The sequence below is a fragment of the Nocardia sp. NPDC003999 genome, assembly GCF_053604885.1.
This window is the reverse complement of the sequence record NZ_JBSGIB010000036.1, coordinates 24,603-39,740: the sequence shown is the minus strand read 5'-3', so window position 1 is coordinate 39,740 and position 15,138 is coordinate 24,603. Positions and strand designations below refer to the sequence as shown.

Annotated in this window: 14 protein-coding genes and 3 pseudogenes; 9 read left to right on the top strand and 8 right to left on the bottom strand. The window is 68.3% G+C overall.

The features are described 5' to 3' along the window. Positions 1-91: 91 nt before the first annotated feature. A complete protein-coding gene (locus ACWESM_RS35710) occupies positions 92-565 on the bottom strand; it encodes an SRPBCC domain-containing protein (RefSeq protein ID WP_397279743.1) in 474 nt (157 codons plus the stop codon). Between the two features lie 63 nt (positions 566-628). On the opposite strand from ACWESM_RS35710, the gene ACWESM_RS35705 reads away from it, so the two are divergent. Continuing rightward, entirely contained in the window at positions 629-1,393 is a 765-nt protein-coding gene (locus ACWESM_RS35705) for a metalloregulator ArsR/SmtB family transcription factor (RefSeq protein WP_397279741.1), read from the top strand. A gap of 14 nt (positions 1,394-1,407) precedes the next feature. Here the strand turns inward: ACWESM_RS35705 and ACWESM_RS35700 are convergent. Both ACWESM_RS35700 and ACWESM_RS35695 read right to left on the bottom strand, forming a co-directional pair. Next, positions 1,408-1,581, bottom strand: a pseudogene (locus ACWESM_RS35700) (NAD-dependent epimerase/dehydratase family protein); the annotation flags it as partial. Between the two features lie 717 nt (positions 1,582-2,298). Continuing rightward, complete coding sequence (locus ACWESM_RS35695; RefSeq protein ID WP_452495613.1) at positions 2,299-2,793, bottom strand: MFS transporter; 495 nt, start codon at positions 2,791-2,793, stop codon at positions 2,299-2,301. 93 nt (positions 2,794-2,886) lie between these two features. Between ACWESM_RS35695 and ACWESM_RS35690 the strand changes: the two are divergent. The 4 genes and pseudogenes from ACWESM_RS35690 to ACWESM_RS35675 all read left to right on the top strand — a co-directional run. Then, positions 2,887-3,567, top strand: a pseudogene (locus ACWESM_RS35690) (LysR family transcriptional regulator); the annotation flags it as partial. A gap of 76 nt (positions 3,568-3,643) precedes the next feature. Then, positions 3,644-4,081 (top strand): alpha/beta fold hydrolase, encoded by a 438-nt coding sequence (locus ACWESM_RS35685; protein ID WP_452495611.1) that lies wholly within the window; start codon positions 3,644-3,646, stop codon positions 4,079-4,081. A gap of 70 nt (positions 4,082-4,151) precedes the next feature. Continuing rightward, a pseudogene (locus tag ACWESM_RS35680) lies at positions 4,152-4,334 on the top strand (short-chain dehydrogenase); the annotation flags it as partial. Between the two features lie 58 nt (positions 4,335-4,392). Continuing rightward, a complete protein-coding gene (locus tag ACWESM_RS35675; RefSeq protein ID WP_452495609.1) occupies positions 4,393-4,851 on the top strand; it encodes a hypothetical protein in 459 nt (152 codons plus the stop codon). A 446-nt stretch (positions 4,852-5,297) separates the two neighbouring features. Here the strand turns inward: ACWESM_RS35675 and ACWESM_RS35670 are convergent, their stop codons facing one another. After that, positions 5,298-6,197 carry an SDR family oxidoreductase gene (locus ACWESM_RS35670; protein WP_452495607.1) on the bottom strand — a complete coding sequence of 300 codons (900 nt, stop codon included), beginning with the start codon at positions 6,195-6,197 and terminating at the stop codon, positions 5,298-5,300. Between the two features lie 164 nt (positions 6,198-6,361). Here ACWESM_RS35670 and ACWESM_RS35665 point away from each other — a divergent pair, with 164 nt between their 5' ends. Beyond that, positions 6,362-6,652: a hypothetical protein gene (locus ACWESM_RS35665; protein WP_452495605.1), complete on the top strand. Its 291-nt coding sequence runs from the start codon at positions 6,362-6,364 to the stop codon at positions 6,650-6,652. A gap of 84 nt (positions 6,653-6,736) precedes the next feature. Here the strand turns inward: ACWESM_RS35665 and ACWESM_RS35660 are convergent, their stop codons facing one another. Then, positions 6,737-8,236, bottom strand: coding sequence for an MFS transporter (locus ACWESM_RS35660; protein WP_452495603.1), 1,500 nt, complete (start codon positions 8,234-8,236; stop codon positions 6,737-6,739). Positions 8,237-8,359: 123 nt separating this feature from the next. Here ACWESM_RS35660 and ACWESM_RS35655 point away from each other — a divergent pair, with 123 nt between their 5' ends. After that, entirely contained in the window at positions 8,360-9,328 is a 969-nt protein-coding gene (locus ACWESM_RS35655) for a LysR family transcriptional regulator (protein WP_355078909.1), read from the top strand. A 101-nt stretch (positions 9,329-9,429) separates the two neighbouring features. Here ACWESM_RS35655 and cysC read toward each other — a convergent pair whose 3' ends face one another. From cysC to ACWESM_RS35640, 3 genes are read right to left on the bottom strand one after another with little or no spacing between them, the layout of a single operon-like run. After that, positions 9,430-11,265 (bottom strand): adenylyl-sulfate kinase, encoded by a 1,836-nt coding sequence (cysC, locus tag ACWESM_RS35650; protein ID WP_452495600.1) that lies wholly within the window; start codon positions 11,263-11,265, stop codon positions 9,430-9,432. Further along, on the bottom strand, positions 11,265-12,197 hold the full coding sequence (gene cysD / locus ACWESM_RS35645; RefSeq protein ID WP_452495598.1) for a sulfate adenylyltransferase subunit CysD: 933 nt from the start codon (positions 12,195-12,197) through the stop codon (positions 11,265-11,267). The genes cysC and cysD overlap by 1 nt, the downstream gene beginning before the upstream one ends. Before the next feature lie 9 nt (positions 12,198-12,206). Then, positions 12,207-13,106 carry a helix-turn-helix domain-containing protein gene (locus tag ACWESM_RS35640; RefSeq protein ID WP_364437928.1) on the bottom strand — a complete coding sequence of 300 codons (900 nt, stop codon included), beginning with the start codon at positions 13,104-13,106 and terminating at the stop codon, positions 12,207-12,209. An 84-nt stretch (positions 13,107-13,190) separates the two neighbouring features. Here ACWESM_RS35640 and ACWESM_RS35635 point away from each other — a divergent pair, with 84 nt between their 5' ends. Both ACWESM_RS35635 and ACWESM_RS35630 read left to right on the top strand, forming a co-directional pair. After that, positions 13,191-14,354, top strand: a complete 1,164-nt coding sequence (locus ACWESM_RS35635) for a hypothetical protein (protein WP_452495596.1) — start codon at positions 13,191-13,193, stop codon at positions 14,352-14,354. Further along, positions 14,354-15,130 (top strand): SDR family oxidoreductase, encoded by a 777-nt coding sequence (locus ACWESM_RS35630; protein WP_397279722.1) that lies wholly within the window; start codon positions 14,354-14,356, stop codon positions 15,128-15,130. Before ACWESM_RS35635 ends, ACWESM_RS35630 begins: the two co-directional genes overlap by 1 nt. Positions 15,131-15,138: the final 8 nt, after the last annotated feature.

Below are 15,138 nucleotides of genomic sequence, written 5' to 3'. Positions count from 1 at the left end.
GCGACGATCCATATCGCTGCGATCAATCAGTGGCTGCGACACGGGTGAGGACGGGGCCGAACAGCCCGCCCTCCCCACTTCGAAACACTCCCTAGCCGCCGGAGACGATGGCGGCGAGGTTGGCGAGCTCGTTCTCCCGTCCCTGGGTGAGGCGCTGAGTCCAGACGTCGTCGTGCATGGCGTCGACGGTCATGACCACGCGGACGCCCGCGTCGGTCGGCTCGAGCTCGACGGTGGTGAGAAATTCGTACGGCTCGACGCCGGGGATGAAGTCGGCCAGGGAGGTGTAGGCGAGCCGGTCGGGGCCGTCGATCTCGGTGAACGTCTTGCGGGACTCGGTCGACAGTGGCATGCCCGCGGATCGCATGAATTCGATCTGCGCGGGGGCGGTCGCGGTCATCGTGTAGACCAGTTCGCCGCCAGGGCGCAGGTCGAGCTGGTCGACGCGGACGGTGAAACCGTCGGGCGCCCACCACTTCTCGATGCCCGCCGGGGTGGTCCACAGTTCCCAGATCGCCTGGGCGGTGGCGGGGTAGTCGCGTTCGATGCGGATCTGCTCGGACATGTCGTGCTCCTGGTTCAGAAGTATTCCTTGAAAGGAATATATCTGAGGAGGCATGCTTGGTCAATGGACCCCGCACTATTCGCCGCTCTGGCCGAACCGAACCGCATGCGGATCGTGGAGTTGCTGAACGCCGCGCCGCGTCCGGTCGGCGAGATCGCTACCGCACTCGGCCTGAGACAACCGCAGACGACCAAACATCTCCAGGCGCTCCAGCGCGCGGGCCTGGTGGTAATGGAACCGCTCGGGCAGCGCCGCATCTACGCCCTGCGCCGGGGTCCGCTGCGCGAGCTGCGACAGTGGCTGGCGGGATTCGAGGCCGACCATCCCTCGGAGTCGGTGCTCGCCGAATACCGGGTGGCAATCGCCGCCGAGCCGTTGTCGGCCCACGAATTCCATCGGACGCTGTCGGCGCCGCCGGCGACCGTGTGGGAGTGGTGGACCTCGCCCGATCTGGCGCGCCGGTGGTGGCACCCAGCGCATTTCGAGGTCGCCGACTGCGTCCTGCGGCCGGTCGTCGGGGGCGCCCTGTCGATCGTGCTCCGCGAGGGCGACGGTGCGCTGTATTCCAGCGCCGGGCGCTACCTCGAAGTCGTTCCGCCCGAACGGCTCCGGTTCGAGTTGTCACCGCTGGACGGCAACGGGACCCCGTTGTTCCGGGCCGACCATCTCCTCGAGTTGACCAGCGTCACCGGCGGCACCCGCGTCGACCTACAAATCGACGTGTCCGACCCGACCCCGGGCTCGGAACCGGCCATGGCCGGCATCCGCTTCGGCTGGAATCAGCTGCTGGACAACCTTGCTCACGTCATCAACTCGGCCACAAGCTGATTCGGCTACCGAGTGATGCTGTCGAGATCATCGAGGTCGCCGCGCCTCGCCCGGGCTCCTTTCCGCTCGAGCGCGGCGGCCGATGCACCCGAACGGGCGAGCCCGGTGACCTCGTGACCAGCGTCCAGCAACTGGTCGACGACGGCAGAACCGATCCATCCGGTCGCTCCGGTGACAAAGATTTCCATGCTGATACTCCTTCGTGTAGGTCCGCGACTACTCCGCTGATTCGATCCGGCGGTGAGCAGAGCGGCAACCAGCGGTCTGTGATGTAGACGGACGCCCGTAACCCGTGCAGCGGTATCCGCTGGTCGGCTGCGGGTGCTGACACGGCGACCGGTGGTTGCGCAGCGCACTGGGCAGAGCGCTGAATCGGCCCGCATATTGAGCTGATGGCGGCTATTTGGGGGAAAGCTGTTCGATGGTTGTCGGACTACCGCACCCGATATGTCGATATCGTCCGCTGATCAACCGGCGACGGGCCCCCTCCGCCGGGACAGCGCAGACTGCAGCACCACCAGCCCGCCGAGGACGACTACGGTCACGCCGATCGCGCGGAGTCCGGCGTCCGCGCCCGAGACGAAGGCCGTTATCACTTCGGTGGCGCGATCGGGGGCAGTCGAGGCGAGGGCTTCGGCCACGGTGTGCGGAGAATGGCCGGGCGCGGATGTCCGGCGGCAGCGCACCGGCGATGGCGCCGGACAGCGTCGGAAGTGCCAGTGCCACAACGGTTCCGGTGACTACGAGCCATGCCGCGTACGCGATGTAGGACGTCTGTGTGCCGCTGGTGGACAGTCCGAGCAGTCCGCAGCCGACGAACGCGAAGGCCAGCGCGATGGTCGCGTCGAGGCCGATGCGTCCCGAGACGCGTCCGGCGTGTCGTGCGCCGAGGATGATCGGGACGGTCAGCGGCACGATGCCCAGCCCGGTGCGCAGCACGCCGAAACCCTTGCCCCCTTGCGTTCGGCGGGGACGGCGTGCAGCAGGACCGAAAGGGTGTTGGGCAGCACGGCGGCGGCGCCGACTCCGGTGATCGCACGGCCCGCCAGCAGCAGGGCTACGTTCGGTGCGAGCGCGGAGATCAGTGCGCCCGCCGCGAACAGCACCCGCCCGACGAGCAGTACTCCCTTGCGCCCGAAACGATCCCCGGCGGCACCGCCCGGGATCACCAGGCACGCGAAGACGATCACGTAGGTGTCGACGATCCAGATCAGTGCCGAGGCGGACGGGTGAAGCGCGCTCGCGGCGAGCATCGGGACGGCGAGATTGATGGCGGCGACCATCCCGACGACGAGCACCACGCAGGCGCACATCACCGCGAGCAGGCCACGCCGCGTGACGGGAGGGGGCATCGGGTCCGGTGACGGCGCACGATCCCGGATCAAGACATTGAACGGCATGTCGACGACGGTATGGACCTCGCGTGTCTGCATGCCACGCAACTTTGACAATCACCTTTTGCGTACCATGCAACTACGCCGGAGCAGCTCGATCTGAACCTGCTGCGCGTGTTCGACGCGCTGCTTCAAGAAGGCAGCGTCACGGCGGCTTCCGAGCGCCTGCACCTGTCGATCCCGGCGACCAGCCGGGCGCTGGGACGCTTGCGCCGGTCGATGAACGACCCGATCTTGGTACGGGCCGGTCGCGGAATGGCTCCCACACCGTTCGCGCTGCGCACCGCTCCGCGAGTGCGGTCACTGCTCGACGAGGCATCCGCACTGATCAGCGCCGACCGCGAGGTCACGATCGGCGAGCTAAAGCGCACCTTCACGATCCGCATCAACGACGGTGTCGCGGCGACACTGGCGACGGCTGCGGTCGAAGCCACGGCCGCCGCCGCTCCCGGCGTGGTGCTGCGCTTCGTGACCGAAGGCAGCGAAAGCGCCGAGGCCCTCCGCGACGGCTCGGTCGATCTCGATATCGGCGTCGGCGACGTCGCGGCTCCCGACATCCGGACAGCCGTGCTGTATCGGGAACGAATGGTCGGCATCGTCCGAGCCGACAGCCCGCTGGGCATGCGCCGCCGCCCGACCTTGCGCCAACTGTGCCGCCATCCGCACGTTTCGGCCTCCCGCCGCGGCCGGGCGCGCGGACCGCTCGACGACGCACTCGACGCCGTCGGGCTGCAACGCCACGTCGCGGCCGTCGTCCCGTCCTTCGCGGTCGCGGCGCTACTGGTCGCCACGAGCCGCTACGTCGGCCTCGTCCCGCAGCGCCTCGCCGAACAGTACGGCCCCACCCTCGGCCTACATGAACCTGAAGGGTTCCCGCCCGAACACCATCGCCCAACTGCTCGCCGATTCCCCGGCCGGCCAGCTCGGCTGGATCGTGGAGAAGTACCGCGAGTGGACCGACAGCGCCAACGACCTGCCCGACCAGGCCATCGACCTCGACCGCTTGCTCACCACGGTCAGCATCTACTGGTTCACCGACACCGCCCGCAGCGTCGCGAACCTGTACTACGAACGCTTCCACGACGCCGCCATGTTCGCCCCGAAACCGAAGGGCACCGTCCCGACCGGCGTCGTGGTGTTCAAGGACGGCGACTACGCCATCCGCCGCTTCGCCGAACGAACCCACAACATCACCCACTGGTCGGAGTTCTACTCCGGCGGCCATTTCCCGGCCCTCGAGGTGCCGGACCTACTGATCGGCGACATCCGCGAGTTCTTCAGCGCGCTCGGTTGATCGGCTGGAAGTCATAGGCAGGCGGTTGTCACCGCCTGCCTACGCCATGCGTGGCGACGAGGAGGAGTAGCTCGAGAACACTCCGCTGGGGCGTAGCAGGCGCGCGGCGGAGATCGCGGATGTCGCGGTGTTCCTGTCGTTGGACAAGGCAGCCTGGATGAGTGGGGCGGCAATCAATCTCAACGGGGGTACGCATCTGCGGCGGTATCCCGATGTGCTGGGGCGGGGTCGGGCGATGGCGGAAGGCGGATGAAAAGGACACGGTGGTGAATCCGTGCGGTAAGTAGTGTCGAGGCGGGGCAAGATCGCGAATGGGCTGGGAGGCCGGGGTGAGTGGGACGGAATGGGAGATGTTCTGCTCGGAGGTGTTTGCCATCGCCGAGCGTTACGCCATCCAGACGTTTTCGAATCCCGGCACCCTGGTGCTCTCCAGCGGATCCTCGTCCATGGAAGCCCAAGCGCGTGGGGCCAATCCACACATCAAACTGGTGGATATGGGCGACGCCGCGGTGCGCATCGAAACGGGCTGGTGCGTCCGCGCCATCGCCGACTACGAAATCCAGTTCGAGGACAAGCCATCCCAGGCGGCCGCGGCGGTCGAGGCGATCATTCTCGGGGGCGCCGAAGAGTATGTGATCACCGATGACGACGACCGGTGGGTGGCGTTCGGGTGGTGTATTCGGGGCAAGGATTCCCTGATGTCGAAACCCCCGCACATCACCTCGGGACGAAAGGCGGTTCGTCGGCTCCTGCCGTGGCGGTCGGCGTGACCATGCGGCCAGGAGCTCATCAAGCCGACCCAGCTGCCGTCGGTGCAGCGTGGCGAAGGCCGTCGCACGGACCGAGCGTCTATCACATCGCCGAACGCGTGAGCCACGAACAACTGTGTCTGCACGGCTGGCCGCCGTTGGGCTGGCCCGCGGCGGAGCCGATGGACGGGCCCGAATTCAGCCCCGACGACGCCCACACGCTCATGCAGGTTCATCGAGAGTGTGACGCGGACGAATGCTCATGGAAATGCGCGGCGGTCGAAACGTTACGGATCACCGGCCGGATGCGTCCATCTAAATATCCCCGCCGTTCGGATCCGTTTCGGCTTTGAATCCCAGTCGGCTTCACCAGGTCCGAGGTCGGCCGATCCGCGAACGCAAGTAGAAGGGCAGGCGGGTTGATGACCTCCTGCCCTTCTGCGACCGCGCGGAGATGCAACCCCTCCTCAGCGGTAATAGCAGCCGCTGTCGAGGTCCTCGAACAGTCCGGGCCCGCTGGGGGACCAGCCGAGCAGCGCGCGGGTCGCGTCGCTGCTCGCGGCCATGTCCGCTCCGAAGAACCGGCTCAGCCAGCCGAAATGCTCGTCGCCGCGGTCGGCCGGGACCGAGACGACGGGCAGGTCGAGTTCGCGTCCGATGGCCTCGGCGATGTCGCGGGTCGGGATGCCGGTCTCGGCCGCGGCGTGCAGGACCGTGCCCGCCGGGGCGTGCTTGTCCAGGGCGAGTTGCACGATGCGGCCCGCGTCGCTGCGGTGGATCGCCGCCCAGCGGTTGGTTCCGTCGCCGAGGTATGCCGAGACTCCCTTGGCGCGAGCGGTCGCCACCAAACCGGTGATGAATCCGCGGTGGTCACCGTCGCCGTGCACGGTGGGCGCGAAACGCACGACGATCGTCCCGACGCCGCGCTCCACGAACTCCAGCGCCAGATTCTCACTGCCGCCGCGTAGTGAGCCGGCGCCGTGGGCCGGGGACCGGTCCTGCTCGGTGGCCAGACGGCCGGGGGCGAGTAGGGCGAGGGCGGAGGCGAGCACGAACGGGCGGTGCGAGCCCGCGAGGGCCTCGCCGATGGTCAGCACGGCGTCGCGCTCGGTCTGGTTGGTCATGGCCGGGTTAGCGAAATCGTGCTTGTTTGCCAGATGGACGACGGCGTCGGCGTCCGCCGAACCGGCGCGGAGGCTGTCGAGATCGTCGAGGTCGCCCCGCCGGGGCCGGGCTCCTTTCCGTTCGAGCGCGGCTGCGGAGGCGTCCGAGCGGGCGAGTCCGGTGACCTCGTGACCGGCGTCCAGTAACTGGTCGACGACCGACGAGCCGATCCATCCGGTCGCTCCGGTGACGAAAACGTGCATGTCGATACTCCTTCGTGCGGGTCCGCGATCGGCGGTCGCGGACTTGATCTTTCGGTGGCCATCAGCGAGCGACCGGTGGTCGGGGGCGAGGCCGTTCGGCTCGGCCGCAACATGGAGGCCTGCGCGTTCGGGCTCGTGCACCGGATCGCTGGCATGCTCGAGAAATGGCAACTATTCGGGGGAAAGCCGTTCGATGGGTGTCGGACACTCAGCCGGGCGTTATCGCGGTCGAGTTCACCGACGTCGACGGCGTCACGCACACGTTGATCGACAAGCTGCCGATCTTCGGCGTATCAGATGATCTCGGGCCGGATTCGGTCTATCCGGTACCGGTCGAGATCGGCGTGAAGTTGGTCGAGCGCGTCGGTGAGGCGACGGTCATCGACCTCAGCGCAGAGGCGCACAACACCGACCGCATCCGGTATGTCGTGCGGAGCGCGAGTATCGTCCACTGATCGGCGAAACGATGACAGCGACCGGGCGCCCGCGAGCCTTCACCTGAGTGGTTCCGGCAGCCGTGGTGTGATCGACCGTGCGTGTCACATCGTGTGAGCTGCGGTATCGGGCGACGACGACCGGGACCCGCCACGCCGGGACATCAGCGACTGGAGTACGACGAGCCCGCCGAGGACGAGCACGCTCACACCGACCACCCGAAGTCCGGCGTCCGTGCCCGAGACGAACGCCGCGACGATGTCGGCGGTGCGATCGGGCGCGGTGGCGGCGAGTGCCTGTGCCACGGTGTGCGGATCGTGTGCGGCGCGGATGTCCGATGGCAGCGCGGCGGCGAAGCGCGCGGTGAGCACGGTGCCGATGACGGCGACACCCAAGGCGCTGCCGAACTCGCGGGTGGTGGCCTGCAATCCGGCTCCGACCCCCGCCTGCTCCGGCGGCAGCGAACCGGCGATGGCTGCGGAGAGCGTCGGAAGGGCCAGCGCTACACCGATTCCGGTGACGACGAGCCACCCCGCGTACTCGACGTAGGGCGTCTGCGTGCCGCTGGTGGACAGCCCGAGCAGTCCGCAGCCGACGAACGCGAACGCGAGCGCGATGGTGGTGTCGAGACCGATGCGCTGTGCGAGGCGGCCGACGTGGCGTGCGGCGAGGATGATCGGGATGGTCAGCGGCACGATGCCGAGCCCGGTCTCCAGCACGCCGAATTCCTTGCCGTACTGCAGGAACGACGCGTTGACATAGAACAGCGCGAACATGCCGAAGAAGACCGTCGTCATGCCGAGGCAAGCGCTGCGCAGGCCCGGTACACGGAACAATCGCGGATCCAGCAGCGGGTGTCCGACCTTCAATTCGACGAACGTCCACACGGTGAACAACACTGCGGCGCAGACGAATCCGGCGATGACGACCCCGCTGTCCCACCCCGCTTCCGGCCCCTGGACGATGCCGAGCAGCAGCGCGATCGACGCACCGACGAGCAGCACCGCACCGACCGGGTCCAGGCGGCGGTCATGGCGCGGCGACACCGGCGCGACACGCCCGACGAGCAGACCGAGAACCAGGGCGATCGGCACTGCGGCGGCGAACAACCAGCGCCACGATCCGCCCGCCAGGATCGTCCCTCCGCCGACGTTGCCGACGACTCCGCCGATGCCCGTCATCGAGGCCCAAGTGGCGATCGTCGCGCCCTTGCGTTCGGCGGGGGCGGCGTGCAGCAGGACGGACAGCGTGTTGGGCAGCACCGCGGCGGCGCCCACACCCGTGATCGCACGGCCCGCCAGGAGCAGGGCCACGTTCGGTGCGGTCGCCGACAGCAGCGCGCCCACCGCGAACAGCGCCAACCCGGTGAGCAGTACTCCTTTGCGCCCGAAGCGGTCTCCGGCGGCACCGGCTGGGATCACCAGACACGCGAAGACGATCACATAGGTGTCGACGATCCAGACCAGAGCCGACGCGGAGGGACGCAACGCGCTCGCGGCGAGCATCGGGACGGCGAGATTGATCGCGGCGACCATCCCGACGACGAGTACGACGCAGGCGCACATGAGCGCGAGCAGGCCGCGCGTCGCGACGGAAGGGGACATCGGGTCTCGTGATGACGCACGATCCCGGACCAAGACGTTGAATGGCATGTCCACGACGGTATTTACCTCGTAGGCCTGCATGCCACGCAACTTTCACAATCCAGATTTGCGTACCATGCAACTATGCCCGAGCAGCTCGATCTGAACCTCCTGCGTGTATTCGACGCGCTGCTCCAGGAAGGCAGCGTCACGGCGGCTTCCGAACGCCTGCACCTGTCCATCCCGGCGACCAGCCGGGCGCTGGGCCGGTTGCGCCGGGCGATGAACGACCCGATCCTGGTGCGGGCCGGGCGAGGCATGGCTGCCACACCGTTCGCGCTGCGCACCGCGCCGCGGGTGCGGTCACTGCTCGACGAGGCGTCCGCGCTGATCAGCGCCGACCGCGAGGTCGCGATCGGCGAGCTCGAGCGCACCTTCACGATCCGCATCAACGACGGCCTCGCGGTGACCCTGGCGACGGCGGCGGTGGAAGCCACGGCCACCGTGGCCCCCGGCGTGGTCCTGCGTTTCGTCACCGAAGGCAGCGAGAGCGCCGAGGCGCTCCGCGACGGCTCGGTCGATCTCGACATCGGTGTGGGCGACATCGCGGCTCCCGACATCCGGACAACGCTGCTGTACCGGGAACGGATGGTCGGCATCGTCCGCGCCGACAGCCCGCTGGGCAGGCGCCGCCGCCCGAGCTTGCGGCAACTGTGCCAGTATCCCCACGTCTCGGCCTCGCGTCGTGGACGCGCGCGCGGCCCACTCGACGACGCGCTCGACGCCGCGGGTCTGCACCGCCACGTCGCCGCCGTCGTTCCGTCCTTCGCCGTCGCGGCGCTGCTGGTCTCCGCGAGCCGCTACGTCGGCCTCGTCCCGCAACGCCTCGCCGAACAGTACGGCCGAACCCTGGGCATTCGCTGGTTTCCCCTCCCCACGGACCTGCCGGAAGTCGAAGTGCGACTGCTCTGGCACGCCCGGCTCGACGCCGACCCGGCCCAGCGCTGGCTACGCGAGACGATCCGCGACGCACTCAGCGCGCCACGCGCCGAGAAGCCCGCGGTATCCGCTCGCACCGCCGAGCGTGGCGGCCGGCCCGGGACAGGCGCGTGAAGGTCCGGCAACCGGCGTCGCAGGGCTCCGGCTGACACTCTGGTATCCCCGATGCAACGCCGACGAGGTGAGAGCATCGGTCGACCGCGGGATTCGTCCGGTCAGTCCATCCGGCTCAACCGCGCGACGATCGTCGCCGCCATCGCCGCCGGATCCCCGTGGTCGGGCCGCAGGACGATCTCGGCTTCGGTCGGCGCTTCGTAAGGGGCGTCGATGCCGGTGAAGCCGCGGATCTCGCCTGCGCGGGCTTTGGCGTACATGCCTTTCGGGTCGCGCGCTTCGCACTCCGACAGCGGCGTGTCGACGAACACCTCCAGGAACGGGATGCCCGCCGCTTCGTGGGCGGCACGGGCGCGGTCGCGGTCGGCGCGGTAGGGGCTGATCAGCGAAACGACCGCTACCACACCGGCTTCGGCGAACAGTTTCGCTACTTCGCCGACCCGGCGGACGTTCTCTTCCCGATCGGCCGCGCTGAATCCGAGATCGGAGTTGAGGCCGTGGCGCAGGTTGTCGCCGTCGAGGAGGAACGCCGGGCGGCCCGCCGCCACCAACCTGCGCTCCAGTTCCACGGCGACGGTGGACTTTCCGGAGCCCGACAGCCCGGTGAGCCAGACCGTCAGGCCGCGGGTGGCGCGCTCGTCGCGCTCGACAGCGGTGGAGTGCCAGACCACCCGGGAGGACGGCAGGCTCGGACCGGTGATCATGCCCGCCGCGACGGTGTTGTTCGTGGTGTCGTCGACCAGGATGAAGCTGCCGGTGGCGCGGTTGCGCCGGTACGGGTCGAACAGCAAGGGCTGGCGGGTGCGCAGCTGGACGCGGCCGATCTCGTTGAGCGACAACGTCTCCGCGTGCTCGTCGCGGTGCAGGGTGTTGACATCCAGCCGGTAGTCCAGGGAGCGCACCTCGGCGGTGGCCGCGCGGGTGGTGTGCCGGATGGTGTAGGTCGCGCCGGGCGTGAGCTGGGTTTCCTCGGCGAACCAGCACACCATCGCGTCCAAATCGCGCCCGGTGTTCGGGCGGTTGTTCGGGCGGCAGATCAGGTCGCCGCGGGAGATGTCCAGCTCGTCGGCGAGCTGGATGGTGACCGCCTGCGGCGGAAACGCTTCCGCGACAGGCGTGCCGCCCGGCCCCCAGATCGCCTGCACCGTCGTGGTGAAACCCGACGGCAGCACCGCCACTTCGTCGCCCGGTTTGAACACCCCGCCCGCCACCGTGCCCGCGTAGCCGCGGAAGTCCTGGGCATGGTTGCGGGTGACGTACTGCACCGGGAAGCGGGAGTCGATCAGGTTGCGGTCGGAGGCGATGTGCACCTCTTCGAGGTGATGCAGCAGGGGAGTGCCCTCGTACCACGGCATGCTCGCGCCCCGGTGCACGATGTTGTCGCCGTGCAGCGCCGACACGGGCACGAAGGTCAGGTCGGAGACGTCGAGTTTGGAGGCGAACCGCGCGAACTCCTCGCGAATCTCTTCGAACCGTTCCTGCGACCAGTCGACCAGGTCCATCTTGTTCACGCACAACACCAGGTGCGGGATGCCGAGCAAACTGGCGAGGAACGCGTGCCTGCGGGTCTGCTCGACCACGCCTTTGCGGGCGTCCACCAGGATCAGCGCCAGGTCCGCGGTGGACGCGCCGGTCACCATGTTGCGGGTGTACTGAACATGCCCGGGGGTGTCGGCGATGATGAACTTTCTTCTGGGCGTGGCGAAATAGCGATGCGCCACGTCGATGGTGATGCCCTGTTCGCGTTCGGCGCGCAGGCCGTCGGTGAGCAGCGCGAGGTTAGGGTAGTCGTCGCCGCGGTCGCGGCTGGTGCGCTCCACGGCGGCGAGCTGATCGGTGAACAGCGTCTTGGAGTCGAACAGCAGTCTGCCGATCAGCGTCGATTTGCCGTCGTCGACGCTGCCCGCGGTGGCCAGGCGCAACAGTGTGGTCGTCATCAGAAGTAGCCTTCGCGTTTGCGGTCTTCCATCCCCGCCTCGGAGATGCGGTCGTCGGCACGGGTGGCGCCGCGCTCGGTCACCCGCGCCGCGGCGACTTCGGCGACCACGTCCGCGGGTGTGGCCGCGGTGGACTCGACACAGCCGGTGCAGGTCGCGTCGCCGACGGTGCGGAAACGGACGGTGGCCTCATACGGCTCCTCGCCGTCGAGCAGCTGGAGAAAGCGGGTGTGCGCCAAGAGCATTCCGTCGCGCTGCACCACCGGCCTGCGGTGCGCGTAGTACAGCGGCGGCAGCTCGATGCCCTCGGCGGCGATGTAGCTCCAGATGTCCAGTTCGGTCCAGTTCGACAGCGGGAAGACGCGAATATGCTCGCCCGCGCGGTGCCTGCCGTTGTAGAGGTTCCACAGTTCGGGGCGCTGCCTGCGCGGGTCCCACTGGCCGTACTCGTCACGGAAGCTGAACACCCGCTCCTTGGCGCGGGCCTTCTCCTCGTCGCGGCGCGCGCCGCCGAAGACCGCGTCGAACGCGCCCCCCTGGATCGACCGCAGCAGCGTCGTCGTCTGCAACCGGTTGCGGGAGGCGCGCGGCCCGGTCTCCTCGACGACCCGTCCTGCATCGATGTCGTCCTGCACCCGTCCGACCACCAGGCGCAGGCCCAGGCGGGCCACCGTCTCGTCGCGATAGGCGATCACCTCGTCGAAATTGTGCCCGGTGTCGATGTGCAGCACCGGGAACGGTAGCGGCGCTGGCCAGAAGGCCTTTGCCGCCAGGTGCAGCATCACCACCGAATCCTTGCCGCCGGAGAACAGCAACACCGGGCGCTCGAATGTCGCTGCCACTTCACGGAATATGTGCGCCGACTCGGCCTCGAGCGCGTCCAGATGGGGCAGCTCGTAGGTGCTCGCCGTCGACTTCGCGTACTGGCTCACACCGCAAAACTAGAACACGTTTCGGTCTTCGGTCAATGGTCTGCGTCCGCCCGAGTTCGCCGTGACCGCGTCAGCGGCGTCCACCAGCGCCGCGCCGCGGCGGGCGATCTCCGCCCCGGTGATCGAGCGGCCGACGTACATCGTGAGCACCATGTTCTGCCTGCCGTCGCCGTCGTAGGTCGGTGCGGCGAGCAGGCTCACCGCGTGCTCCTTGCGCGGCCGTAGATCCGCGCCCAGATACACCCGCTCGCCGAGGCTCGTCACCAGTTCGCCGACCAGTTCGCGCAGCTCAGGGGGTAGGTCCCGATCGGCGACCCCGGCCAGCAGTGAGTACAGCCGACGTCCCGCGGTGGTCATGCTCTCCACCAGGAATCCCCGCTCGCGGCATTCGGCGACCACTTGACGCAGGCGCGTCTCGTCCTGTCGCAACGGCACCGCGGGCGGCTTGGCCAGCCAGGCGTCGAACGCCGCGTCGGTGTCCCAGAGCACGTACATCAGGCCGACCGGAGGTGCGAAATGGTAGGCCGCGCCCACCTTCACCAGGCCGGGTCCGGTGCTCTCCAGCACCATGATCTGCTCGCCGACGACCGCGGACGCGGTGCAGGTGGTGTGGTAGCGCGCGGAGAGTTTGTCCAGCTCGACGCGGGCGAGCGCGGAGATGGCGAAGCTGTCCTGCGCCACCCGGCCCGCCGCGATCAGTGCGGGCCCGAGCCCGTAGGTGCGGGTGTCGGCGTCGCGCATCAGGTAGCCGCCCGCGGTCAGCTCGGTGAGGATGCCCAGGCAGGTCGGCTTGGCCAGGTCGAGTTCGCGGGCGAGCTCGGAGAGCCCGAAGCGTTTCCCGCGCTGTTCGACGAAGAAATCCAGGACCTGCACCACGCGTGCGGTGGGCGCGGACCGACGGCCGACCATTGACCACTCCTAGAACACGTTCTAATCTTTCTCCTATCGAAATGTACCAGAGTGGTACATATTTGGAACACCGGAGAGAGCCTCTTGCTGACACAGCCGTTCGCGGACGCCATCGCCGCCGCCGAGCAGATCATCACCGGAGCCGCGCACATTCGCACCGAACAGGACCTCGTCGAGGGCTACGACTATCTGGCGGGCAGCATCCGCGCGTCGTTGCAGATGGCCTGGGCCTACGAGCTGGACTTCCCGTTCTTCGTCATGTCCACCGGCCCGTACACCAAGATGGGGCTGGACAACCCCGACACCCTCTACTACCACTCCTACCTGCGCCCGGACGCCGAATATGTGGTGACCGGCACCCGCGGCACCACCCGTGACCTGAGCTTCCAGGTGCTCAACGGCAACTATTCGCCCGTCGACGTGCCCGACAGCCTCACCGCTTTCGACGACCGAAAGCTCGACATCCGCGCGGACGGGACCTACGAGATCCGCTTCGGACCCGGCGAAGCGGGCCCCGGCTATGTGCACCTCGGCGCCGACGCGGCGATGCTCGTGGTCCGCGAGGTGCACAGCGACTGGGTGACGGAGAAGGCGGGCACGATCCGCATCCAGCGCGTCGACCGGATCGGCGACGCGCCGCCGCCGCTGACCAAGGACGTGCTCACCAAGCGATACGGCGTGGCGGGCAAGATGCTGGTGTCGCGGTTGAAGACCTTCCTGGCCTTCCCGGAGTGGTTCTATCTGAACCTGCCGGTGAACACGCTGACCGAGCCGAGGCCGACGCCGGGCGGGCTGAGCACCCAGTTCTCCTCGGTGGGTCACTACGACCTGGACGACGACCAGGCCATGATCATCACGGTGCCCAGATCCGACGCCCCCTACCAGGGCTTCCAGCTCGGCAGCATGTGGTACCTGTCGCTGGATTACATCAACCATCAGACCAGCCTCACCGCCGACCAGGCACACGTGGACCCGGACGGGATGATCCGGCTGGTGGTCAGCGAGCGTGATCCTGGCCTGGCCAACTGGATCGAGCGCACCGGTCATTCCCGCGGCTACCTCCAGTTCCGCTGGCAGCGGCTGTCGCGGGAGATGAAACCCGACGACGGGCCGACCGTGGAGATCGTTTCCGTCGCGGACCTGCCCGATCGCCTGCCGTTCCACGAACAGGCGCGGGTCACGCCGGAGCAGTGGCGCGACCGGATCGCGGCGCGTCAGGTCGCCGTCGCGGAGAGGATGCTCGGCTGATGTTGCTGCGGGACAAAGTGGTCGTCGTCTCCGGCGTGGGGCCGGGACTGGGGCGTGCGATCGCGGTGCAGAGCGCGAAGGCGGGCGCGGACGTAGTGCTGGCTTCCCGGACCGAATCGCGACTGACCGAGGTGGCCAAGGAGATCACCGAACTGGGCAGGCGCGCGGTGGTCGTGCCGACCGACATCAACGACGAGGCCGCGGTCGTGAATCTGGTCGAGACCGCGCACAGCGCCTTCGGCAAGGTCGACACGCTGGTGAACAACGCCTTCGCGATCCCGCCGATCGTCGACCTCGCCGACGTCGACCTGGATCAGGTCCGCGCGGGCTTCGAGACCAACGTGCTGGCCGCGCTGCGCCTGACCAGGTTGTTCGTGCCCGCCCTCACCGAGACCAAGGGCTCGGTGGTGATGATCAACTCGGCCGTGCTGCACCACTCGCGGCGCACCTTCGGGCCGTACAAGATGGCCAAGGCCAGCCTGCTCGCGCTGGCGCAGAGCCTGGCCACCGAACTCGGTCCGAAGGGCATCCGGGTCAATTCCGTCGCGCCGGGCTACATCTGGGCCGACAACCTGAAGTGGTACTTCAACTACCTGGCGCAGCAGCGGGGGATCACCTCCGAGGAGGTCTACGCCGAGACCGCGAAGACCACCGACCTGCGCAAACTGCCCGAACCCGACGAGATCGCCGACGCGGTCGTGTTCTTCGCGTCCGCCTTGGCGCGCGCGATCACCGGCGCGTGCCTGGACGTCAACGCCGGCGAATTCCACCACTAGGAGATGAC